This window comes from Pseudoalteromonas luteoviolacea, assembly GCF_001750165.1.
In the GTDB taxonomy this organism is placed as follows: domain Bacteria; phylum Pseudomonadota; class Gammaproteobacteria; order Enterobacterales; family Alteromonadaceae; genus Pseudoalteromonas; species Pseudoalteromonas luteoviolacea_G.
On sequence record NZ_CP015411.1, the window covers coordinates 3366405 to 3390819 of the forward strand.

The window sequence follows — 24415 nt, forward strand, 5'->3', positions numbered from 1 at the left end:
CACTTCACTGCGTCATAGAACCTTCACATCCTACCTGTTTATTTAGATGTAACAACATGTTAAATATCTTGTTAATATAGATATAATTTGGCCTAACAAGGATAACTACATGCCACCAGCTTTAATTGAAATAGGCTTACCCGTCGCGCTCATTTTTATCATGGCAGGCGTTGGGTTAAGCTTAAAACTTGCTGACTTTCAGCGTGTATATTTGCAACCCAAAAGCTTTTTCATCGGTGCATTTTGCCAACTACTCTTACTCCCTGTGCTCGCTATCGTCGTGATTGCCTTAACAGGGCTTACAGGGGAGCTTGCTATTGGATTATTTATCTTAGCTCTGTGCCCTGGTGGTACAACCTCAAACTTGTACAGCTATTTGGCCAAAGGCGACGTTGGGCTCTCTGTGTCTTTAACTGCCGTTGTGGGCTTTATTACCCCATTTACCCTACCCTTTTTAGCGGCATGGGCTATTGGATATTACGGCAAAAATGACACCTTGATTGAGTTTCCCATTTTAAAAGCTTGGTTACAGCTCATTGTTGTCGGTGTCGTGCCTGTCTTAATTGGTATGGCCATTAATACCAAGTGGCCCGAGTTTGCAAAAAAGGCGAGCCCTTATATTAGTTGGTTTTCTGTTGCGGTATTGCTTTTAGTGATCGTCAGTATCTGCTTTAAATTAGGTGATAAACTAATTGATTACCTAATCATGGCTGGCCCTGCCGTCATCTTGCTAAATTTGTTATCTATGGTGGCAGGGTTGTTAGTCGCCCATTTTTTACTACATAATGCCACGCAAACACGCACCATTACTTTAGAGGTCGGTTTACAAAACGGGACATTAGCACTTCTGGTGACAACCGGCTTATTAAGTAGTGAAGTCATGTCTATTGCGCCAAGTATTTACGGCCTATTTATGTTCATCAGTGCGGGGCTTTATACCGCTTGGGCAATTAAAAAAGCATAAGACTCGCTGAGTAATTGAAGGGAATGGTGTTGCTCGTAATTTGACGCTATCCCCTCTTGCCTTGTTTGAAAAAACGTCTCTCAACATTATCTAAAGTTCGCATTTTGCAATGCTAAATTGCAATTACTTATTGATAAATACACATTAAAGCCCATCTAAAACACATAACCAATTGAAGTGCATATATATTTTTAAATCATCATTTATGGCATGAGTTTCGCTAATTTCATTGTACGCTAGATATGTCGCCATCGATGCGATAAAGGTGCATCACAATGAAATTAGATAAAAGAGAGCTGTCTTTACAAAAAATGTACTTAAAACATGGACTTTTACCTTTTCAAAACATCTATGCACAGCAAACGATTGATAGGTGGAATGGGTTGTTAGATCCCATTTTTCATGACCGTAAGTCGCCGGAAGCTAGTTATGTGTTCTCAGATGAGCTTGTTGAGCTTGGCATTCTCGATGATGTGTTAAATACGAAACTGCTCAGTGCCATTACCGTATTAGACCCTTGTCCCATACTTTTTCAATGCCACTGCTTTGAAATAGATTGGAGTCGAGCAGTTAACCAAACTCATTGCGACCTTTTAGAAGGCTGGCACAAAGACCATCGAGATCCAAATATTAAATCGGTTTATGGCTGCCGACCATTCTCAATATATATCTATCTCAATGACGTAAAAGAAACCAATGAAGGGGCTTTTGAAATTATTCCCGGATATGAGTCAGGCCCATTTGAAAGTAATCTAAACTACTGTAACTTAAAGGGACGAAAAGGCACCTGTTTTCTATGGAGTCGAGACTTATACCACCGCCTAAACGAAAAGAACTGTTCAACAAAACAACGTATTTTAAAGCTATCTTTGCAGACTAATGGGTGGGCACACTCAAAAGCACAGCTAGATGAGTTTCATCAGACTCGCGCGTTATTAAACAATGCCAACCCTGCCCTCTCATATTTATTTGGCAGTCACTGTAATAACAATCTAGCAATCCAAACTATCCCCTTTACGCGAAAAGGTCAGTTACCTCAAATAAGGCCTATAGATTACTCCAGAAAAACACATATGCCTTCCAAAGCGTCTGTGATGTTTCGTCGATTTAAATGCAAAGTCGATCAAGCACTAGGGTTTTAACCACAGACCAGGTCTGATTTTAAAATGCCATCAACATGATGCAATTAAAAAACCTGCACTCACAAAGCAAAGCGCATATTCAGGTTGAGTGAGAAAATAGCAACTATCATTGTTATTAACAGCAGGACGTAACCAATCGATTTCAAAATACGGTCAATGGATCAAGTGATCATTTAGCTTAGTCAGTTTAAAACATGACTCTTTTCACTTGATTGTAGGCTAAGGAGACTCAATGACAGTGCACAAATCCCAACAACGCCATACTCACGTCAAACAGCTACTTGGCAAAATGGATCCCGAAGTTGCTGCCAGCTTTACCTATAAACAACGAAAAGCACTGGACAAAGTCATTAATACCCGAGGTTGGAACAATCATAAAATCGATTTTAGACCGACGCTCGCCTTTCCGTTTTTACCTTGGAGTTTTTATATTGTTTTTCTCGGTGGTGTGAATAAACGCAGCTTGAACTCAACGGAACGCTTTACCGCTGCCATGGTGTTCGTTACCGCTTTAACCATTGTCGGGATGATGGTGCTCGGGCTTGTTTTTGTTATCTTATACTTAATTAAATCATGGCTGGGCATTGACCTTTTCCCTAATGAGTCGTTAGGCGTGTGGGACCAATTTAAAGATTTGTTTAAATAGCGACGATTGATTTTTAACCTGAAATCCATTTTCAATCGTATAGCAGATGGAGCTAACAATGGAGCCCTAGCCATGAATATTAAATTACTCTCTTTTGGTTGCTGCTGTTTAACACTCTCTCATGTCTGTGTTGCAAAACATGATTGGTTTGTCAGACCTTACGTTGGGCTGAGTCAAATGTCAGATATGACGCTCGTCGCACAAAATGTAGAAAGTCAAACGGGCAATAGCGACATACAGCTTGATGCCGGGTTAGTATCAGGGCTTGGTGTCGGATACGTCATACATAACAATGTGGCGATAGAACTGGCTTGGGAATATCGAAGTAATGAATCAACAACCACATTACCGTCGATTAATTCCCCCTATGAAGGCAACATCGCATCAAATCTATTTTTTCTAAACGCCTATTATGTATTTAATACACATAGCTCATGGCAGCCCTATCTTGGTGCTGGGGTAAGCTGGGCACAAGAAGTAGATATTGATTTAGAGGAGCAAGGAGCTGAGCGCTCATATTCCAGTGATGGCGACGCCGGATATCAAATGTTTGCTGGCATGTTGTTCAAGATGAACGATACCTGGTCTTGGCAGGGCGAAGTTCGATATGGGCAAATGAAAGACATTACACTCAATGCAGAAAAAGGCGCAGGTGAATTCAATAACCTTGATTACGATACACTAACGCTACAACTGTCAGCCGTTTACCATTTTTGATTAAATGAGAGTCAAAGTAACTCAGTAAGCAACAATATATTTTTGTTGCTTACTGGCTCTAAATGCAATTAGTCTCGCTCGAACACCAATGGCATTGCGTTGTCTTTTACTTCAACGACAGCGCCATCTTTGTAAACGCATTGACCGTTAACAAACGTATAGCGAATATGATGAGAGAATTGATGCCCCACAAACGGTGACCACTGACAGTGATACAAAGTATTGTCATGACGTACAGTGTCTCCCGCTTTCGCACTGACCACGGCTAAGTCGGCAAAGTACCCTTCTCTGACAAAACCTCGTTGCTGCACTTTGTAGCGTTTAGCGGGATTATGCGCTGTTTTTTCAACGACTTGAGTCAAGGTCATGGTGCCGCGTTTAACTTGGTCAAATAAAGTTAGCAGCGCATGTTGCACTAAGGGAAGACCCGCAGGGGCTTGTGCGAATGCTTGCTGCTTTTCATCCCAAGTGTGAGGGGCATGATCCGTCGCAATGATATCTAAGCGGCCATCGTTTAAAGCGCTTATCAAAGCAAGCCTGTCTGATTCCGCTTTAATGGCAGGGTTACACTTGATCAGATTGCCTAACTTGCCGTAGTCATCTTGATTAAACCATAGATGATGCACACAGGCTTCTGCCGTAATTTGCTTATTATCAATTGGCCCTGGAGCAAATAAATCCAACTCTTTAGCAGTCGTCAAATGAAGAACATGTAGCTGAGTACCGTATTTTTTAGCCAGACTCACCGCATAAGAAGACGACTCATAACACGCGTTGGCATCACGAATAACAGGGTGGTCTTCGATGGTCAGCGCTCTATCACCCAGCTTTGCCAGGTTTTTACTGATCACATCCCCCTTTTCACAGTGCGTTGCAATAAGCACCGGACACTCTCTAAAAATCGCTTCAAGGGCACTCGGGTGCTCAACAAGCAGGTCGCCTGTGGATGCGCCCATAAATACTTTTACACCACATACAAAACTCGGATCACAGGCTTTAATTTCATCTAAGTTATCTGGTGTTGCCCCTAAATAAAACGAATAGTTAGCTGCTGATGTTTCTGCCGCAATATGATGCTTTTGAACCACTGCCAGCTTGTCCGTCGTTGCAGGGCTCACATTGGGCATTTCCATAAAACTTGTAATACCACCAGCAACGGCTGCACGAGATTCTGAGCCTATGGTGCCCTTCCAAGCAAGACCGGGCTCTCTAAAGTGCACTTGATCATCAATCATGCCCGGAGTTAAAAAGTCTCCTTGCAAGTCGATAACTTGGTCCATATCCGTTGGTGTAATACTGCTGGCAATTTTATCAATCCTTTGCCCGACAATTCGTACATCACAGTGCTCAACCTGACCTTCATTAATCAGCTGAGTATTTTTTAATAGAATATTAGACATTTCTATTTCACCTTTAGACACACGTTAACAATAAATTTTCTGTTGCCCTTATAAATAAAGACATTTTAGGCGTTCGATACCGCCTCTCTTTCCAGAGCCTGACAATCTGAGCAAATACCTTGAAACTCAAACTGAGGTGAGTTCAGCAGATAGCCATGCGATTGAATCTGCGCAGATAACTGCGCCATTAGCTCAGCAGGCATATGCACTTCTTCTACTTTTTGGCACAGGGAGCAAATTAAAAACTGAGTGTGTGGGTGGGGTTTATGGCAATCTATATGTGTACAGCAGATGTATTTGTTTACGGTGTCCAGCTTATGGACCAAGTCAGCTGCAACTAACAAGTCTAAAATGCGATAAATGGAGACAGCTGGCAAGGTAAGTCCAAGATTTTGCTTGCAATACTGGACTAATTCATAGGGTGATAGCGCTTTACCCGCCATCTTTAACCCCTTGAAAATAGCTATTCTTTTTTCAGTAGGCTTAATACCTGCGTAATTAAAAATTTCGACAAACTCACTTTCTTGGTTATTTTTTTGACTCATAAGACCCTATTTACTTGCCACTTCACATTTAATGTTACAGTATAACATATCATAAAATACCTAAATGAATCACTTATTTTCGCGCAATCCACCGTTATGCCACGAAAAAAGCGTAAAGCATGAGTAAGATAATTACGTAAACGACTTTGGGAGTAGTAAGCATGGTCACACGTAGACAATTCACTAAAGGGACAGTTGCACTTGCATTTGTCGGGTTAAACAGCAGTATGTTGGGTTGCGCGCAAAAACGATCAATCAAGCCCACACCAACAATCGCAGGTTATGGCCCTTTAATTAAAGACCCCAAAGGCCTGTTGGACTTACCAGATGGGTTCAGTTACCAAATCATCTCTGCATTGAATGACAAAATGGATGATGGGCTCAGTGTGCCAGACAATGCCGATGGCATGGGGTGTATTGAATTAGATGAAAAACGCGTTGCTTTAATCAGAAACCATGAGCTGAGCCCGAAACATTTGAACAATGCGGCACCAGATATTGCGTCGCATCGCACCGAAAACGCTTATGACAGTCTAAATAGGGACATTGCACTGCCCGGAGGCACCACAACGATGGTGTATAACCTTGAGACTCAGCGTATTGAAAAGCAATACTATAGCCTCGTTGGCACCATACGAAACTGTGCTGGTGGGACAACCCCTTGGGGCACATGGCTAACCTGCGAAGAAACGGTACAACTGGCAGGGGATGGCCTGAGTCAGGATCATGGTTACATTTTTGAAGTGCCTGCAGGTCAAGACGGACTAACTAAACCTGTACCATTAGTAGAAATGGGCCGCTTTAATCATGAGGCTGCCGCGATAGACCCAAGAACGGGGATCGTTTATTTGACCGAAGACCGAGGGGATGGCCTATTTTATCGATTCATTCCCAAGCAAAAAGGTCAGCTATCATTGGGTGGAACACTTCAAGCCCTAGTAATAAAAAATACCCAACAATTTGATACCCGCAACTGGACACAAACCAGTATGCCTTTAACACATTGGTTCGAGACCGACTGGGTAACCTTAGATAACCCACAAAGCCCTGAAGATGACCTTCGGATCCGTGGTTATGATCTGGGTGCAGCCGTATTTGCCCGGGGTGAAGGCATTCACTTTGGTGACAATGAGCTTTATTTTTGCTGCACCAATGGCGGTGAAAAGCAGTTAGGTCAAATCATGCGTTATCAACCCTCTGCCTATGAAGGCACAGCGCAAGAAGAGAAACACCCGGGACAAATTCAATTGTTTTTAGAAAGCAGTGATAAATCACTGTATGACTTTGGCGATAATCTAACAGTGACACCACAAGGGCATTTACTCGTCTGTGAGGACCAATATACTTTGCTGCCTGATAACCATTTACGTGGCGTATCACCCAAAGGTGAAGTATATCCATTTGCCAAACTACGCGCTAAAACTGAGCTCGCAGGCGCATGTTTTTCACCTGATGGCTCGATTTTATTCGTCAATATTTATTCGCCAACAAAAACGTTGGCTATTCGGGGGGATTGGTCAAGTTACCAAGCTTAAAAAAATGAATTTGCAGCCAGTCTTCATCATGTGATTTACTGGCTGCAAGCGCAACTTTTACATTCGAATAGCAATTTGAATGTAAAAATTAAGAGGCTGCGCACTGCCGTTTTCGACGCTTCTTAAAGTAAGGAAAAAAGAACAAAATCATACCTGTGATAGAAATAACTAACGTCACAAAAGAAACAGGTAACATCAGCCATAAATTGGCATTTTTCTCAAAAAAGGTTCCATCATGCAAGCTTTCTATCAACTCAGAGTTACGCTTTGCAATGTGTAAAATTTCGCCTGTCTGATTGTCAATCTGAATCTCAATTTTATTATTACTACGAATTTTCGTGATCCCTTTTGCAGGACGTACATCTAAACGATTCACATCATCCCAGCTGTTAATTTGAGCTGACTCAACTGACTTTGCAATATCTAAAATTTGCGTAAACGTTACTTCAGGCACAGTACCGACCCCTTTTGCAGAAGGCGGCTGAATAAAGCTAAACTCTTTTCTAACCAGCAATAAAATACCTGTTACAATAATCACAAGCAGAGGTATAGAAATCACAATACTCGCCCACTTATGAATACTTCTATTATTTTTATTAAAACTCATCGCTTCCTTTAAAATTGTATACTCGTTGATAATTTAACGCTGCGCTCAGGCTGCAAGGCAGCATCCTCGTCTAAACTTCCATAGTACGTCTCATCCGTCAGGTTATTAATAGCGACTGATACAGATTGCTTTTCAGTTAACTGATGCTCAACTGACATATCCCACACAATAAAAGCATCTCGCTCAAGTTCAGATCCACCTACATCATCGGTATTAAAAGTATGCCGGTAAGCATTGGAAAAAGACCAGTTGTCAAAATGCACTAACATGGTCCAACTCAATTCTCTAGGGTGAAGATCATCTAACCTTTGTTGATGAGTGTCTTCGCCTGACTGTTGCTGATAACTAAAAATATGTTCAAAGCGCCCGCCCGCATACCATCTAAGCTCAGCTTCAAAACCGCTGATCTGAGCGGTGTTTAAGTTTTGATAGGTCAGATAGCCCAACTCAGTTTCATAACGATCAATATAATTATCTAAGTCATAATGATAAATAGCACCATACACGCTCACTTCGTCAGAAACATGCCAGTTCAAAGATACCTGACTACCTACACTGGTTTCAGGGTCCAATGCTTGATTACCCACAATAAGGCCTCTTGGCGTTTGACCATAGAACAAACGCTCAGAGAGTGTTGGGTAGCGAAATCCAGTACCAATATCTAGCCCAAGACCAACAGTCTCTGAAAGTGGTAACATGGCTGCAAAAGAAGCATTTAAACGACCGTCCGTCGCATCTTCAGATTGCTCACTTTGCTGCCTAATCCAGTCATATCTCAGCCCTAAGTCAAAATCAACGCGCCCCCATTGCCAATGAGTTTTACCATAGACGGCAAAATTGTCTTCTTCAGCATTCATTTCATTACTCAGTGGGCTCAGCTCAAACTCATCCGCCACTAAATAGTCACTGGTAATTTTCACGCCTTTACGTGATAGCCAATCTATTCCCCAATGACTTTCTAAGCCTTGCACAGTGACTTGCTGCAACCATTGACCGCCCAGCGTATGGCCCTGATATTGACTCAAACCATCGTAACGCTCCAACCTCGTAGTTCTACTATCCCAGTTTTGATAATGATGATAAAGCTTAGCTACCCAATTTTCTTCGCCGGTTAACTGAACCTGTGTAAGAGAATGTATTTCTTCAGGGTAATCGCTTATCTGTTCAATAGGATATTTTATATTGCTCTTGCCTATACTCTTCCCATAACTGGGTAACCAAGAATACGTCGCGGTAAAGCCTTGATGTTGAGTTTTGTACCTCACCAGCCCTGAGGCACGCTCAAACTGCGTATTTAACACATCATCATTAGGTGCTAAGTCATTATTTGCGTGCTGGTAAGCCAAGGCAGAAGTAAAATCATTTTTTTGATGTTTAAAGGTAAAGTTAACGCCTTGGTTATTGCTTTGCACTGAGCCTGCAACTTGCGTCTGGTTTGACATCTCAGAGCTTAAGCTGACCACGCCTCCCATTGCTTGTGAGCCATATAATGCCGAGCTGGGGCCTTTAATTACGTGGCCTAAGTTAAGTAATGACGGGGCAATGAATGATGCGGAATTACCTGCTCTTCTGTCTGTAATAATCGGAATGCCATCAATTTCAGTCCGAATTCTACCGCGGCTAAAGCCACGAATAGCATAGCTTTGAAATTGGCCGCCTTGCCCATTCAAGCTAACACCAGATAAGTTAGTCAGCTGATCAGCAATGGTTCTATTCAAAGAAAAAGTAAAACGCTCATCCAAATAGGCTGAGGTATGATTCGCAGATGCAATTGCCAGTGACTCTTTTGGCGCTAGTACCTCAATCACTTCAAGCTTTTCGTCATGCGCATTCACCAAAAATGGAGCGCTCGCACACAAAAAAGAAAGTATCATTTTCATCGTTAATAAACTGCTCAATTAACTTGCTATAAGGTGTATTATCGTTATCTCATCAGGACATCTTCTTAATTCATTTAAAAAAAGCTAAGGGTGTTCGTCCTGGAATTTCACGTCTAACCTGTGACAGACGTAAAGCTTAGCATTGGTGTTCAAAAAGGCGCCGCTAACCGCACGACGCCATCATTTCGAATAAACCTATTTTGTTACAACAGCGGCACCACTAGTCCAAGGCCCACCCGCATCGATAACAGACTGCTGTAGGTTCGGAATAGTTTTTCCTTGCAAAGTTGAAACACGTTTAATTACATCCTCCAGACCTTGCTGCGCATAGCCAAATTGCTGACGATGCTGCTTGGTAGGGCCGTAAGAAGACCAGAGCGCAGATATCGCATATCCAAGACGGCTAGAGATATTAGCTGGTTTTGCACCTTTACGATTACGCGACTTCAGTCCTGTCAGTTCCATGTTAATGGCATTAACCTCAGCCTGAGCTTTAGCGTATAACGACTCAAGCATACTGATGTTACCTGGCGTTCGATCTATCGCGGTGCGCAATGATTGCAATGTTTTGGTTACTTCACTCAAAGCAGCAGTCGTTGACGTGTAACGTCTTTGAACGCTTTGAAGTTGCTCGCTAAATTCCGCAATAGCCTGAGCAGTAGGACCTGATACCGCGCCCTCAGTAATTGCTTGCAATTCAAACTCTACAGGTGTCGCTAATTGAGATACATCACCTTTTATGCGTTTGTAAAGCGTCGCTGTATATGTGCCAGGCATAACCATTCGACTCATCGCAAACGGGTCCCACATTGAAGCTTTTTCGCCTGTGATAGCCTGATTAGCCGCATACTCCATATCCCAAGTTACACGGTGTATTCCCTTCGTTGTTTTACCAGCAACACGGTCCACAAAGTAACCTTGTGCATCTCGAATTTCAAGATATACAGCTGGCTTCGGCTCTTGATTTTCTTTCTCAATCGCCTCCCAAGTCGGATATTTAGGATATTTCTCTTTTTTAACTAGTTCCTTTTCCGCTTGTTGACGCTGCTCTTTGGCTGTTAATAAGCTGTCTTTTAGGAAGTATGTTAATGTTGCACCGTGCTCAGGGTTCTCTGCAACAAAGCGATCGTCACCGTCTGTACGACTGTGATTTGAATCCTCTTGGTACCACTTCACTGGACGGCCTGGCCCCATCAAGATAGCTTCCTGCTCCATGGCTTTTTCGGTCAATGTACGTAATGGCGTATAATCGTCAAGAATATAAATACCACGACCAAAAGTACCTGCTACTAAGTCATTCTCACGACGCTGTATTTTAACGTCACGTGTAGAAATCGTTGGAATACCACCATTGAGCTCTATCCATTTTTTACCACCATCTACGGTGAAGAAAATACCAAACTCAGTACCAATAAACATCAGTTCTTTGTTTACATGGTCTTGCACAATACGCCAGACTAAATGCTTCTCTGGTAGGTCTTTTGCAAGCGACTTCCAAGTTTTACCTAAGTTCGTTGATTTGATCAGATATGGCTTAAAATCACCATATTTGTGATTATCTAGTGCAACATACACTGTATTCGGATCAAATAAGTCAGCACGAATGTCATTGACATAGGCGGTAGCAGGTACACCTTTAACACGCTTAAGATCAATCTTCTTCCAGTTTTTACCACCATCGCTGGTTACTTGAATTAAACCGTCGTCTGTGCCTGCCCATAAAATATTCTCATCGACCGGACTCTCGGAGAAGTTCGCAATCGTATGGAACTCAGACATTGCATACAGATCCCAACCTGCTTCAACAGACCAAGTACGGCCCATCATTGGAGTGTGCATACGGTTACCATTTTTAGTCAAATCACCTGAAATAGGCGTCCAACTATCACCACGGTCATCAGAGCGCCACACGCGCTGAGACGCAAAGTACACACGTTTTGGATCATGAGTAGAAACATTTACCGGTGCATCCCAATTGAAACGCTCAGCTGGGTCGCCCGGCAAAGGCTGAGGCTTAATATACACATTCTCACGCGTTTTAAAATCATGACGAGCCAAATTACCTTGCTGCCATTGAGAATACATAATATCTGGATTACCTGGCTCGACTGCTGGCTGATGCCCGTCTCCACCCAAAGTTAAGAACCAATCTTTGTTTTTGATCCCCTCTGAACGCAATGTTCGAGATGGACCACCTTGTGTTGAGTTATCCTGTGTGCCGCCGTAAACCTTATAAAATGGCTTAGAGTCATCGGGGGCAACTTTATAGAATTGAGTTAATGGTAAATTAGCCATGAAGCGCCAGTTTTCCATGCGGTCATGTGACATATAAATGCCGCCATCAGAGCCAATCAGTACAAAATCAGGATCTGTCGGGTGGAATGCCATCGCATGGTCATCAACGTGCTTGCGCTTTGTATTGATAGGCGTCCAAGTTTTGCCGCCATCGTCAGAAACTTTACTATAGTTACTGGCGATATAAATACGATCAAATTGATGCTTGTCAGCAAAGATTTCTTGGTAATAGTGCGGACCAGTACCCCCACCTACTTCATCAGACATTTTGGTCCAGCTCTGACCACGGTTGGCGGAACGATAAAGCCCCCCTTTACGATTATCAATTTCAACAGCAGCATAAACAACATCAGGGTTGATCGGGGAAATGGCTAAACCAATTTTACCCATATTACCTGTTGGAAGCCCTGTTTTAAGCTCTGTCCAAGTCTCACCGCCATCATCAGAGGTATGAATACCAGAGGCAGGACCTGTCCCGACATAAGCCTCTATTTTTCTCTGTCGAGACCAAGTTGCTGCATATAATTTATTTGGGTTTCTTGGGTCAATCAGCAGCGATGTTACGCCTGTCCATTCATCTTCTGGTTTTAATACCAATTTCCAAGTTTCACCACCATCAGTGGTTTTATATAAACCTCGCTCGCCACCACTTGTCCAAAGTGGACCTTGTGCTGAAACCCAAACAGTGTTTGAATCTGTTGGGTGAATGATGATGTCAGAAATACGCTCAGACTTTTTCAAGCCCATATTTTTCCATGTTTTACCGCCATCCATTGACTTATAAACACCGTCACCAAAGCTGATATGGCGACCGCCGTTGTTTTCGCCAGTGCCTACCCAAATGATATTTGAGTTGCTCGGGTCGATCGTCACATCACCAGTCGAATAAACAGCTTGTTTATCGAAAATAGGCGTCCATGTCGTGCCCGCATTTTCAGTTTTCCAAATACCACCTGATCCTACCGCAGTATACCAAGTAGATGGATTATTTGGGTCTACCTCAATATCAGCGATACGTCCTGACATATATGCAGGGCCAATATTTCGAAGTTTCATTGACTCAAAGGTTTTACTGCTAAAGATGGCTTTTTCTTCATCCGATTTAGCGGCCAGCGTCGTTGAACTGGCACATGCTAAAGATACAGCAACTGCTGCTTTTAATAGTGCATTCATTTTCCCACCGATGTTGGTTTTTGTTTTTGTCAAATCAACACTAACTTAAAAAATGATATACGTATGTAAATATTCGCTGAGATTACAGAAAATAGAGTCTAAAGTTATATTGTAACATTTTGTGTTAAATCTAAGCTTTTCATCACTACCGAAGCAAACTAATTCATATCGTATATTGGCAGCAGCTATACGTTACGCATGTGCATAATAAGCAAAATTATCCTTTTTTATCAGGATATAAGAAGCAGTCGATACTATAAATAAATATTGATAGTAAGATAAGAGTTGAAACGGGGCTTAATTGAGAAGAATATTATATCGCTCCAACCTGTTAAACACTTGACGTGTTCAACAGGTCAAAGACAAGCTTTACAAAACTACAGCTTGTTAGATTGAATACGAGAAAGTAATTTAACACCTAACTTTTCCGCAACAACACTGAGCCCTAAACCAAAACGTTCAGCCAGTGCTTTCTTAGTTTTATACTTCACTTTATACAATTGGTGAGATTCATTTAAATCCAATATCAGATCATCACTGGTTTTGATCTCATCAACTAGATCAAACTCTTTTGCATGCGTTGCGAACCAGTGCTCACCTGTCGCTACTTTATCAATGTCCATATGTGGTCTATGGTCAGCAACAAACTGCTTGAATAAAGTATGTGTGTGCTCAACTTCACTTTTAAATTTATCACGTCCCTGCTCAGTATTTTCACCAAACATGGTTAGCGTACGCTTGTATTCACCCGCGGTGATTTGTTCAAACTCAACATCATTTTTCTTCAGAATTTTATTAAAGTTAGGAATTTGAGCCAGTACACCGATAGAGCCTACAATAGCAAAAGGAGCTGCTACAATCTTATCAGCCACACACGCCATCATATAACCGCCACTTGCCGCCACTTTATCTACGCTAATTGTAAGCGGTAGGCCTGCTTGCTTTAATCTGATCAGTTGAGACGCAGCTAAACCATAGCCATGGACAACACCACCGCCACTTTCAACATTAACCAATACCTGATCTTTTTCTTTATCAGCGATCGTTAGAATTGCTGTAATTTCCTCACGTAAGCTCGCCACTTCATTCGCGTCAATGCTGCCAGAGAAGTCAATAACAAATGCTTTTTTCTCTGGCTTTTCATCTGATTTCTTTTTACTTTCTTTCAGATACGCCTTTAGAGCTTTTTTATCTAATGTCTGATGAAGAAAATCTTCTTTTGCTTCCGCCAGTTGAGAAGATAGGTCTTTAACTTCTATCTCACCTGATTTACTTTTTGGTTTTTGGCTTGCGCCAACCGCTAATACAATAATGGCACCCACAGCAATCACAATTGTTACTGCTTTGGCCAAAAATAACCCATATTCAAACAAAAAAGCCAACGCTATCTCCCAAACCCTTGTCTATCAGTCTATTTAATCAAAAATAATTGACTTCATCTTGTCCTAAATAACGCTACATTGCAATAAAACCATGATAACTAGTCTCATTTAGGTCAAATGATACGCATAAAAAAAGCCGCTAATTAGCGGCTTTTACAGACCAAAAATGCTACTTAGCAATCACACTCTCGTCTGTGATTGGTAACATCAAGCCTTTGGATGCTAGATAAGTAGCAACTTGCTTTTGCATTTCTGCTGTTGCCTGAGCATGACCAAGGGCTGTGCCACCTGTTCGCTCGTCAAATGCTGGCGTTAATAATGAGCTATGATGGCCTTGTGAGAAGTTCACAACATAACGTCCTGCAGTACCATCTGTTGACTGCTTAGACTCAGTTGCAGTCTCTAGCCCCATCAATGCCGCAAGTGGAGTACTGCCGCCCAATGGGTTACGAGGCAATGTTGTCGCAGGGATAACTTGGTCACCCTTATTTTCACCTTCACCACCCACAACAACACTCATGTACATAGGTGTATTGACTGCACGCACTAGTGGCGCATAGTTCAGCGGATCAGCGCTATCTAACACGGTTTGCGATGCATAAGCGAACTGATCAACGGTCGCGTTAATGGCTGCAATTGAAGCAAGATCTCCCTCAGCTTCTAAATTTGCAACAAACGTATTGTATGCACATGCAGCAAACGCACTTGCGCTGCCAGCAAACGAACCACAATCAGCAATTGCCCCTTCTTGAAGGTAACTTACAAACTTTTTAGAAACCGCTAAATCAGAAGCCCCCTGAACAACAGCAGTTTTTACAACAGGTCCAAATGAAGCTGACTCAACGAGGAAGTTTGCAATACCTGCACCACCGCTAGACAGTGCGGCTGGGCCCACTTTAAACAACGGCTCCGCTGCTTTAAGCGCCTCATTGTCAAACGGCAAGTTTGCATGTGCTATGAAACTTGGCGCAACAACTGAGCCCAAAGACTGGCCGACAAAGCTCACGTCATTCGTATTGAAATTAAGTGGAACTTGAGAAAATGCATTAATTGCATTTAACCCAAATCGCAATGCCAGTAAGTCCGCTGTTGATTGGCGAAGGTTATCACGCGCAACAAGCAGAGATTGCAAGTTCATATAATGTAAGACGCTCTTAGTCGTCGCATTAAACTCATCAACACCGTCACCATCTACGTCAATACCACGCTCACCATGCATTGGGTGATCTATCGCCACAGTCGCAAAGCCAGCCTGAGACAACGCTAACGTCAAGCTAAGCATGTCCTCTTTCTTACTGGTGATGCCATGTTGCATAATCACAACAGGAAAGCCTGTCTCCGGTGCTTCTGATAATGGGAATGTGATTTGCACTGGCGCATTCGCAACCCATTGCTCTTTAGGAATTACATTGTACTTAGACACAAATTTTTGTGCATCAAGACCTAGATCTCGCAACTGGCCACCAGAAAGCGCATGACACTGCGCATCGACTGTGCCAGCTTCCGGCTCAGGTAACTGGCCACCAGCAGCTTCAGCTGCACCTTTTGCAGCTGCAACAGCAACGCCGTTGTCGCATAAAGCTTGCCAATAAGTATCGGCCAGCGCTACATCCTCACCATTTTTTGGTTGAGATAAATATTGAGGTAGTTGGATATTACCTTTCAGATAGCGGATCCCACCAGCGGCTTGCAGCAACTCAGGCGAAAGTGCAGCAGCTAAACCAAGCTCAGTAAACTTATCAGCGACTGACATAAAATCTTGTTCAGGCACTGCTACAATTGGCTGTTTAGCCGTTCCAAATGTGGATGCTAACAGCTGCTTGATAGTGCCAACAACAGGGCCTGTCGCTTGTGTTGTCATTGCCGCCGTATAAACAATTTCTTCCGCACCGATGGATTCGCTAGAAACAAGCGCTTGCTCATAGCTGCGAATAACCGCTTGCAGGGACTTCTGCGCGTCAGTCACTAAAGGCGCTTCTTGACGAAGCAGTGTATATGTTGATGAAGGCGTTAAGCTTCTTCCGCCATCTACTGTATCTTTAATATTGGTGGTCAATACCGTAATGTAAGTCGTGTTAGACTTAAACGGTTTAACAGGGATGACGTTAATGTTTTGGCCATCTTCACTTAATTGAGAAACAAAGTCGCCAGTTGGACCAAATGTTAACTCACTCACTACGCGGCAGGCTAATGCAGGGCTCAGGTTTTGGCATGCCTCAGTTTGCGCATCATCACCCATAACAACTTCAAATATGCGCACTGCGCCCGGCGCTGCAACTGTCGCCGCATCAATAGTGACACCCGTCGGCGTATTCAAACCAATTTGATATGGCATTTGTGTAGACCAACCGTCCAAACCACCAAGTGCTAGAGAAGGGTCCGCGTAGCCAGCGCGTGATAGCAGAGGCTTGGAATCGCCATCTAGCTCACCTGGAATATTGAGCGTGCCATCTTGTGTACCACTAAATAGAATGTCATTGGGTACGGAAATAACACCATTTGAGGGATCAAATTTAACCGATGCAACAGGCATTACAGGTTTGGTGTCTTGCTTTACATCTTCTAGCGTTTCACCGCCACCACAGCCTGCTAATGCAGCTGAAACAGCGAGTGGTAGTAACAGTTTCTTCATTGTATTGGCTCCGACATAATTTTATTATTATTGTTCCCTCGGCCAGCGCCTACCCTTGCCTCTAAGATGTAAGCATAAATAAGCCGCCGAGAATAATTCGTTAAAACTATGTAATTTTGCTTTTAATAAGACATTAGACCAGTTTAACTTAACGCAAAGTGTAGCCTTTCGCCACTCATATTTGCAATAAATTCGATAACTTGCGTCGTGACTATGATAAAATATAGCAAATGTATTTGTTCGAGGTCCAATATGCAAACTTATAATGCAGCTAGTAATGCACTAGAAAATAAGGTGATTTTGGTCACAGGTGCGGGTGATGGTATCGGTCGAATTGCCGCCATACATTATGCCAAGCATGGCGCCACTGTGATTTTGTTAGGGAAAACTACCAGCAAACTAGAAGCGGTTTATGATGAAATCATTAATGCAGGTTACCCACAACCTGCTATCGTGCCATTGGACCTTAAAGGCGCGACTAAACAACACTACCGAGATCTCGCGTCGACCATTGAACAGCAGTTTGGTAAATTAGATGGGCTGCTTAATAATGCAGCCGTTTTGGGCACTATGGGCCCGCTAGAACATTTTTGCGTTTCTACTTTTGAAAACGTCATAAAAGTGAATGTCACCGCACAGGCGATGATCACACGCTTTCTATTCCCAGTCATGCGCAAAGCACCAAGTGCTTCAATCATTTTCACCTCGTCTGGTGTAGGGCGACAAGGCCGTGAATTTTGGGGAGCTTATGCAATCTCTAAATTTGCCACTGAAGGAATGATGCAAACCTGGGCCTGTGAAGTGGGTAAAACCAATATCCGAGTCAATTGCATCAATCCCGGTGCCACCCGTACTAGCATGCGAGAAGCCGCCTTCCCAGGTGAAGACAAAGATAAGTTAAAAACCGCTGAGGATTTAATGCCAACATATCTATATTTGATGTCAGATGACTCATTAGAAGTGAACGGCCAATCAATTGATGCTCAGCCAAAATAAGCGTGTAATATTTACTCAAAACAAAAAAGGGCTGATTGGCCCTTTTTTATTACTACACTCGCAATTATCGACGCTTAGTCTGTTTCAAACGCTGATTATGCTTATGTACCGCTTTTCTAATACGATTCACCTTAGCACGCTTATCTTTGCGCTTTTCAGGCATCACAGATAACTTAGTTTGTGTTTCAGGTCTCAGGCTTACTGATTTTCTTAAGTAGTTCACGTCTTCTAGCGCCAACTCTTCCCAACCGCCTTGTGGTAAACGTTTATTCAGTTCTAACTTACCGTAACGAACACGGATCAAGCGTGATACTTCGACCTCTTGTGACTGCCATAAACGACGTACTTCACGGTTACGACCCTCTGTTAGCGTTACATTAAACCACTTGTTGATACCTTCACCACCACGCGGTTTAATAGATAAGAACTTAGCATGTCCATCTTCTAATTCAACACCTTGAGAAAGTGTTTTCAGTGTTTGATTCGTCACTTCACCAAATACACGCACAGAGTATTCACGCTCTACTTCATATTTAGGGTGCATTAAACGGTTTGCCAGCTCACCATCATTAGTAAACAATAATAAACCTGAAGTATTGATATCCAATCGACCAATGGCAATCCAACGATCACCTTCCAATCGCGGAAGCCTATCAAATACCGTACGACGCCCTTCAGGATCTTTACGTGTACACAGCTCACCTTCTGGCTTGTGATACATTAAAACTCGGCAAATACGTTCTTCTTTTTGCTCAATTTTAACCACATGGCCATCAACGCGGATCACCGCATTTTCTTCGACTCTGTCGCCCAATTTAGCAACTTTACCATCAACACTGACACGATTTGAGTCAATATATTTTTCCATTTCACGACGCGAGCCAACACCGGCGCGCGCTAATACTTTTTGTAGCTTTTCACTCATTCTGATGGTTCTCTCACAGAAGGATCATTTAACATCTGATCTAACTTCTCGGTTTGCAGTTCTGGGAGTTTTGGCAACCCATCCAGCCCTGTAAGCGAGAAGTAATCTAAAAATAACTTGGTTGTCGCATACAGTGCGGGTTTACCCGGCACCTCTTTATGACCAACAACCTTTATCCATTGCCGCTCTAATAAGCTTTTCATAATGTTAGAGCTGACTGTCACACCACGGACTTGTTCAATTTCACCACGAGTAATTGGTTGACGATAGGCAATTAATGCCAGCGTTTCCAACGTTGCCCGAGAATACTTAGGTGCTTTTTCTTGCCAGAGCATATTTAGCCATGGACTCAAGCTTGGGCATGCTTGAAAGCGATACCCTGTGCCTACTTCAACAAGTCGTACACCGCGTGTTTGATAGTGTTCGAAAATCGTTTCTATCGCTTGCCCTATTCGCTGATCAGAAACATGAATATCTTGCAGCACCGTCTCTTTCATGTGCTTTTTCGAAAGAGGCTTATCCGCCACAAAAATGGCAGCTTCAACCAATTCGACAAGTTGTTCATCACTGACTCGGCGTTTCATGTCACTATTTCTTCATAAGGCTAGTAGAAGGCGCGGTATTATGACAGAGCCGAGGCTACTCTTGTAGCTTTAATGACAAATAAATTGCACTATCCAGTGTGATTTGAACAATCGAAATTAACTGCTCTTTAAGCAGCTCTAACATCGCGATGAATGTCACAACCACACCGCTCCTGCCCTCTTGTACACTAAATAAACAAGCAAACTCTACAGGCTCTGAATGCTCACTTAAATATTGTAATATCATCGACATGCGTTCACGAGTAGATAAGACTTCTGCACTAATGTGGTGATGCTCAAATTGCTTAGCTCTGGCCATAACTTCGCTCATCGCCAATAGTAGCTCTTTTAAATCTACATCAGGTAATGAATCTTCATTTTGCTCATTGTCTTCAATTAATGCATGAGCAATAAAAATATCACGCTCAACACGGGGGATTTTATCCAAGTTTTCCGCAGCTACTTTAAACTGCTCATACTCTTGTAAGCGCCTTACTAACTCCGCACGAGGGTCTTCTTCTTCTTCAAGTTCTTCATGCGTAGGAAGCAACAAACGAGACTTAATCTGTGCCAATAAAGCAGCCATCACCAAATACTCACCAGCAAGCTCCAATTGCAGTTCTTGCATCATCTCAACATATTGCACGTATTGCTGAGTAATGCTCAGTATTGGGAGCTCTAAGATGTCTAACTTGTGACGTTTTATCAGATATAACAGTAAATCCAGTGGCCCTTCAAAGCTTTCGAGGATCACCTGTAAAGCATCTGGTGGAATATAAAGATCTTCTGGCTTTTCTAAAACGGCTTCCCCGTTCAAAAAAGCCAGCGGGGATGTGTGGCTTGCAACTTCTGTCATGAATTATTCAAATGGTGCGGTATCACCACATCCATGACGTAAAATTTCGACATTGTCTTCAGACATATCAATCACTGTGGTCGCTTGCTCGATTAAATAACCACCATGCACAATAAGGTCAACATGCTTTTCAAGTTGCATGCGAATATCGTCCGGATCAGACTCTGTAAACTGCTCACCAGGTAAGATAAGCGAGCAAGACATTAACGGTTCATTGAGCTCTTCTAAAATCGCGCAGATTATTGGATGCTCAGTGACGCGAATACCTATGGTTTTTTTCTTTTCGTTTATCAACCTTTTAGGGACCTCTTTGGTGCCCTTTAAAATGAAGGTATACGGTCCCGGCGTATTATTTTTTATCAAACGAAACATTTGATTATCAACACGCGCATAAGTCGATAACTCAGATAGATCGCGACACATTAATGTGAAGTTATGATGCTTTTCGATCCCACGAATACGTTCAATGCGCTCTTTTGCCTGCTTGTTTCCTAAACTACAACCGATCGCATAACCCGAGTCAGTTGGATAAACAACCACCCCACCTTTTTGGATGATTTCAACCGCTTGACGGATCAATCGGGCTTGCGGGTTATCTGGGTGAATATGAAAAAATTGACTCATGCTAACATTCCTCTGTGGCTCCCCAAAATTGCCATACACCTTGGCAATCTTTTGGTAAGTATAGATTTCTTCCTAAATCTAACCAGCTAGTAGGATAATGAAAATCAGACCCTTGGCTGGCTAATAAATTGTATTCTTGCGATAACTGGCCAAGAAACTGCCTTTCACTCGGCGCTTGTTGAGGTTGTGCTACCTCCATCGCTTTACCACCAGCAACAGTAAATTCATCCAGTAATTTTCGCAGCCATTTGTTGGACATCTGATAACGTCCAGGGTGAGCCAACACAGCAACACCGCCCGCACCTTGAATGGCTTCAATGGCTTCTTGCATAGAACACCAAACACTGGGCACATAGCCGGTCTTATTGCGTGCTAAAAATTTCTTAAATACGCCCTGAATATTTTTTGCAACACCGCGCTCAACAAGCGCCTTCGCAAAATGAGCGCGGGTTATCTCTGCACCTTGTGCCAACTCTAAGGCTTGCGCATAAATACCTTCGTAGCCTCTTTTTTCAAGGCGAGCACCGATTTCTTTGGCTCGTTCACGGCGTTTTTGCTGCTGCTGTATCAATAATGCCTGCAGATTTGTATCATCGATGTCAATATTTAGACCAACGATATGAATTTCAAAACTTTCCCACTTGGTAGAAATCTCAACGCCTGAAATCAACTCTAATGCTAAGTTTTTTTCTGCAATATAGTCACGCGCAATGGATACACCCGCAACCGTGTCGTGGTCAGTTAATGCCAGTACATCAACGCCTTTTTCTGTTGCCCGCTCAATAAGCTCAGGTACTGCTAAACGCCCATCAGAAAAAGTGCTATGACTGTGTAAGTCATATTTAATCAAAATTTTCCCCTTAAAAACTAAGTGAGCGCAGTATACCATGCCCGTCAGTACGAGTGCGCTTTTATTTCCTCTCTCAAAACAGTGGTGAATTTAGCCATTTTTACTAGGCCAAAAATCGTATTATTGAAATGAATAACGGACGATTGTTTATTTTTTGATATTAGTGCTTGACAATTTACACCTGAGTAAGGTTTACTGTAGGCACTTAAATTGACATAACGAAAACTTTACAAATGACTCTAACACAAAAAACAAAAATCGTTTGGTGGTGGCGCTCGTAATTGCGGGTGTGATTCGTTGTGTCTAGCAACTTTTAAACCCGCGCTGAGTCCGCGGGTTTTTTTATGGAATTTTTTTAGTGATTAACAATTTTTGCAACAATTCATCTACAAAATCTTGGTGGTGGTGCCTGAAATAGCGGGAAGGCATTGTTGTAACTAAATACACACCCCCCGCAAGTAAAAATACTTCGGGGGGTTTTTTGTACTAAAGAGGAATGAGGTTTGATTTTTAGTCATATAACTACAACACCGGGTGAGGTGACGAGTATAAGGCAGCGGCGCGATTATATCGAAAGCCCTTTGTCATTATACGCGGCCCTCAATAAACCCAACACACTGTTGTTAGAGTCTGCGGAAATAGACTCAAAAGACAATGTAAAGAGTATTATCTTGGCCGATGCGGCACTTCGTATTGAGTGTAACGGCCTTGAAGTGAAAGTGCGTGCACTATCAAATAATGGTGAGCAATTACTAAACTACTTGGCTGACCAAGTAAATAACTGCACAGTTGTTAAAGAATATGCTGTACTTACACTAACATATAATGCTCAAGATTTATCATTAGATGAGTACAGTAAACTAAAAGCAGACAATGCATTTAGTGCATTACGTACTTGTATTAATTCAATTAAACGTAACTCAGATACGCCATTCTCTGTCTTCTTAGGTGGAGTGTTTGCTTATGACATGGTAGCCAACTTTGAAACACTGCCAACGGTACCGGATGGTAAAAATGACTGCCCTGACTATGTATTTTATCTAGCTGAAACGTTAGTCATGATTGACCATCAAGCCAAAACCACAGAGCTAATAGGCAATGTGTTTAATGGCCCAGATGTTCATGCAAACTGTTTTGAAGTAGGCAAGCAACTTGAAGAGCTCAATCGTCAATGTGATGAGTACGAGACGTATAAAGAAGCGCCTGAAGATACCTCGCATGACGTTAATGTTGATATCAGTGATGAGGTATTCAAAGACCAAGTCGTCAAGCTGAAAAAGAATATTGTTGATGGCGACATATTTCAAGTTGTGCCATCACGTACCTTCTCTCTGCCTTGCGCAAAGCCACTTGCCGCCTACAAGCATCTGAAAAAGCAAAACCCAAGCCCATATATGTTTTATATGCGAGATGAAAAGTTTGTGTTATTTGGCGCATCACCTGAGTCGGCTTTGAAATACTGCCAAGACAGTAATCAAGTCGAAGTATACCCAATTGCTGGCACACGCCCTCGCGGCAAATTTGCAGATGGCTCCATTAACCCTGATTTAGATAGTCGCATCGAGCTTGATCTTCGTGACGACAAAAAAGAGCGTGCAGAACACTTAATGCTCGTCGATTTAGCTCGTAACGATGTTGCACGGATCAGTGTACCAGGAACTCGTCATGCTAAAGAATTGCTTAAAGTAGACCGCTACTCACAAGTCATGCACTTGGTCTCTCGAGTAGTTGGTCAATTAAAGCCAGATCTTGATGCATTACATGCCTACCAAGCCTGCATGAACATGGGAACCCTAGTAGGTGCTCCAAAAGTAAAAGCTGCGCAACTTGTTCGTGATACAGAACAACAACGTCGCGGCAGCTATGGGGGTGCTGTTGGCTATCTAACTGGTGATGGTGCAATGGACACCTGTATAGTTATCCGCTCTGCATTCGTAAAAAATGACACAGCCTATGTACAGGCTGGTGCTGGCGTCGTTTATGACTCAGATCCGCAAGCCGAAGCCGATGAAACGAAAGCCAAAGCGCGCGCGGTGATCAAAGCGATTCAGTCAAGTTATCAAGGAGTGGGTCATGACGCCTAAAGTATACTTTTTAGATAACTTCGACTCATTCAGTTATAACCTCGTTGATGAGTTATCACAACTTGGTAGTGAGTTAGTTGTTTATCGCAACCATATCGATGCACGAACTATCTACGACAAAATGTGTAATGAAACAGTACCTGTTGTGCTGGTACTATCCCCGGGCCCCGGAAAACCGAGTGAAGCAGGTTGTTTGCTTGAACTGATTGAATTGTGCAAAGGTAAGTTCCCAATGCTGGGCATATGTCTTGGCCAGCAAGCACTCACGCAAAGTTATGGCGGTACCATTGGTCATGCGGGTGAAACCGTGCATGGTAAATCGTCACAAATTGACGTTGATGAACACCCGGTTTTTGCAGGCTTGGGTCGGCAGTTTCCTGTCGCGAGATATCACTCTCTTATGGCGACAAGTGTACCTGAGTCACTAAATATTATTGCTCGATACCAAGATATTCCGATGGCGGTATACCACTCAACTGACAAAGTAATTGGTTACCAATTCCATCCTGAATCAATTTTAACGCCAGATGGTGCCAAGCTGCTTAAGCAAAGCATCGATTACTTGACCTGTTAGGAGG

The 24415-nt window shown here is 42.7% G+C and carries 20 protein-coding genes; 8 read left to right on the plus strand and 12 right to left on the minus strand.

Annotated elements, in window-relative coordinates; genetic code table 11:
- Positions 1–109: 109 nt before the first annotated feature.
- The 4 genes from S4054249_RS14130 to S4054249_RS14145 all read left to right on the plus strand — a co-directional run bounded on the left by S4054249_RS14130 (position 110) and on the right by S4054249_RS14145 (position 3469).
- Entirely contained in the window at positions 110–964 is an 855-nt protein-coding gene (locus S4054249_RS14130; RefSeq protein ID WP_046358650.1) for a bile acid:sodium symporter family protein, read from the plus strand.
- A 275-nt stretch (positions 965–1239) separates the two neighbouring features.
- Positions 1240–2106 carry a hypothetical protein gene (locus S4054249_RS14135; RefSeq protein ID WP_046358649.1) on the plus strand — a complete coding sequence of 289 codons (867 nt, stop codon included), beginning with the start codon at positions 1240–1242 and terminating at the stop codon, positions 2104–2106.
- Positions 2107–2338: 232 nt separating this feature from the next.
- Positions 2339–2752, plus strand: coding sequence for a hypothetical protein (locus S4054249_RS14140; RefSeq protein ID WP_046358648.1), 414 nt, complete (start codon positions 2339–2341; stop codon positions 2750–2752).
- A gap of 72 nt (positions 2753–2824) precedes the next feature.
- Positions 2825–3469, plus strand: a complete 645-nt coding sequence (locus S4054249_RS14145; protein WP_046358647.1) for an outer membrane protein — start codon at positions 2825–2827, stop codon at positions 3467–3469.
- A gap of 68 nt (positions 3470–3537) precedes the next feature.
- Here the strand turns inward: S4054249_RS14145 and S4054249_RS14150 are convergent, their stop codons facing one another.
- Entirely contained in the window at positions 3538–4869 is a 1332-nt protein-coding gene (locus S4054249_RS14150; protein WP_046358646.1) for a dihydroorotase, read from the minus strand.
- Positions 4870–4934: 65 nt separating this feature from the next.
- Positions 4935–5414, minus strand: a complete 480-nt coding sequence (locus tag S4054249_RS14155; protein ID WP_046358645.1) for a Fur family transcriptional regulator — start codon at positions 5412–5414, stop codon at positions 4935–4937.
- A 161-nt stretch (positions 5415–5575) separates the two neighbouring features.
- Here S4054249_RS14155 and S4054249_RS14160 point away from each other — a divergent pair, with 161 nt between their 5' ends.
- On the plus strand, positions 5576–6949 hold the full coding sequence (locus S4054249_RS14160; RefSeq protein WP_046358644.1) for an alkaline phosphatase PhoX: 1374 nt from the start codon (positions 5576–5578) through the stop codon (positions 6947–6949).
- Positions 6950–7037: 88 nt separating this feature from the next.
- On the opposite strand, the gene S4054249_RS14165 is transcribed toward S4054249_RS14160, so the two are convergent.
- The 5 genes from S4054249_RS14165 to S4054249_RS14185 all read right to left on the minus strand — a co-directional run bounded on the left by S4054249_RS14165 (position 7038) and on the right by S4054249_RS14185 (position 16918).
- A complete protein-coding gene (locus S4054249_RS14165; protein ID WP_046358643.1) occupies positions 7038–7556 on the minus strand; it encodes a PepSY-associated TM helix domain-containing protein in 519 nt (172 codons plus the stop codon).
- An 8-nt stretch (positions 7557–7564) separates the two neighbouring features.
- Positions 7565–9430, minus strand: a complete 1866-nt coding sequence (locus S4054249_RS14170) for a TonB-dependent receptor plug domain-containing protein (protein WP_235611252.1) — start codon at positions 9428–9430, stop codon at positions 7565–7567.
- Positions 9431–9631: 201 nt separating this feature from the next.
- Entirely contained in the window at positions 9632–12904 is a 3273-nt protein-coding gene (locus S4054249_RS14175) for a WD40/YVTN/BNR-like repeat-containing protein (protein WP_046358641.1), read from the minus strand.
- A gap of 377 nt (positions 12905–13281) precedes the next feature.
- Positions 13282–14286 carry a protease SohB gene (sohB, locus tag S4054249_RS14180; protein WP_046358640.1) on the minus strand — a complete coding sequence of 335 codons (1005 nt, stop codon included), beginning with the start codon at positions 14284–14286 and terminating at the stop codon, positions 13282–13284.
- A gap of 169 nt (positions 14287–14455) precedes the next feature.
- The gene (locus S4054249_RS14185; protein WP_046358639.1) at positions 14456–16918 is read right to left on the minus strand and encodes a VolA/Pla-1 family phospholipase; all 2463 of its coding nucleotides are present in this window, start codon (positions 16916–16918) and stop codon (positions 14456–14458) included.
- Positions 16919–17170: 252 nt separating this feature from the next.
- Between S4054249_RS14185 and S4054249_RS14190 the strand changes: the two genes are divergently transcribed.
- On the plus strand, positions 17171–17914 hold the full coding sequence (locus S4054249_RS14190) for a YciK family oxidoreductase (RefSeq protein ID WP_046358638.1): 744 nt from the start codon (positions 17171–17173) through the stop codon (positions 17912–17914).
- Positions 17915–17978: 64 nt separating this feature from the next.
- Here S4054249_RS14190 and rluB read toward each other — a convergent pair whose 3' ends face one another.
- From rluB to rnm, 5 genes are read right to left on the minus strand one after another with little or no spacing between them, the layout of a single operon-like run.
- Complete coding sequence (rluB, locus tag S4054249_RS14195; RefSeq protein WP_046358637.1) at positions 17979–18839, minus strand: 23S rRNA pseudouridine(2605) synthase RluB; 861 nt, start codon at positions 18837–18839, stop codon at positions 17979–17981.
- Positions 18836–19423, minus strand: coding sequence for an SMC-Scp complex subunit ScpB (gene scpB / locus S4054249_RS14200; RefSeq protein WP_046358636.1), 588 nt, complete (start codon positions 19421–19423; stop codon positions 18836–18838). Before scpB ends, rluB begins: the two co-directional genes overlap by 4 nt.
- Positions 19424–19478: 55 nt before the next feature.
- A complete protein-coding gene (locus tag S4054249_RS14205) occupies positions 19479–20279 on the minus strand; it encodes a segregation and condensation protein A (RefSeq protein ID WP_046358635.1) in 801 nt (266 codons plus the stop codon).
- A 3-nt stretch (positions 20280–20282) separates the two neighbouring features.
- Complete coding sequence (locus S4054249_RS14210; RefSeq protein WP_046358634.1) at positions 20283–20903, minus strand: L-threonylcarbamoyladenylate synthase; 621 nt, start codon at positions 20901–20903, stop codon at positions 20283–20285.
- A gap of 1 nt (position 20904) precedes the next feature.
- Positions 20905–21753: an RNase RNM gene (rnm, locus tag S4054249_RS14215; RefSeq protein WP_046358633.1), complete on the minus strand. Its 849-nt coding sequence runs from the start codon at positions 21751–21753 to the stop codon at positions 20905–20907.
- Between the two features lie 503 nt (positions 21754–22256).
- On the opposite strand from rnm, the gene S4054249_RS14220 reads away from it, so the two are divergent.
- Positions 22257–23837: an anthranilate synthase component 1 gene (locus tag S4054249_RS14220; protein ID WP_046358632.1), complete on the plus strand. Its 1581-nt coding sequence runs from the start codon at positions 22257–22259 to the stop codon at positions 23835–23837.
- Positions 23827–24411, plus strand: a complete 585-nt coding sequence (locus S4054249_RS14225) for an aminodeoxychorismate/anthranilate synthase component II (RefSeq protein WP_046358631.1) — start codon at positions 23827–23829, stop codon at positions 24409–24411. Before S4054249_RS14220 ends, S4054249_RS14225 begins: the two co-directional genes overlap by 11 nt.
- The last annotated feature ends 4 nt before the right edge of the window (positions 24412–24415 follow it).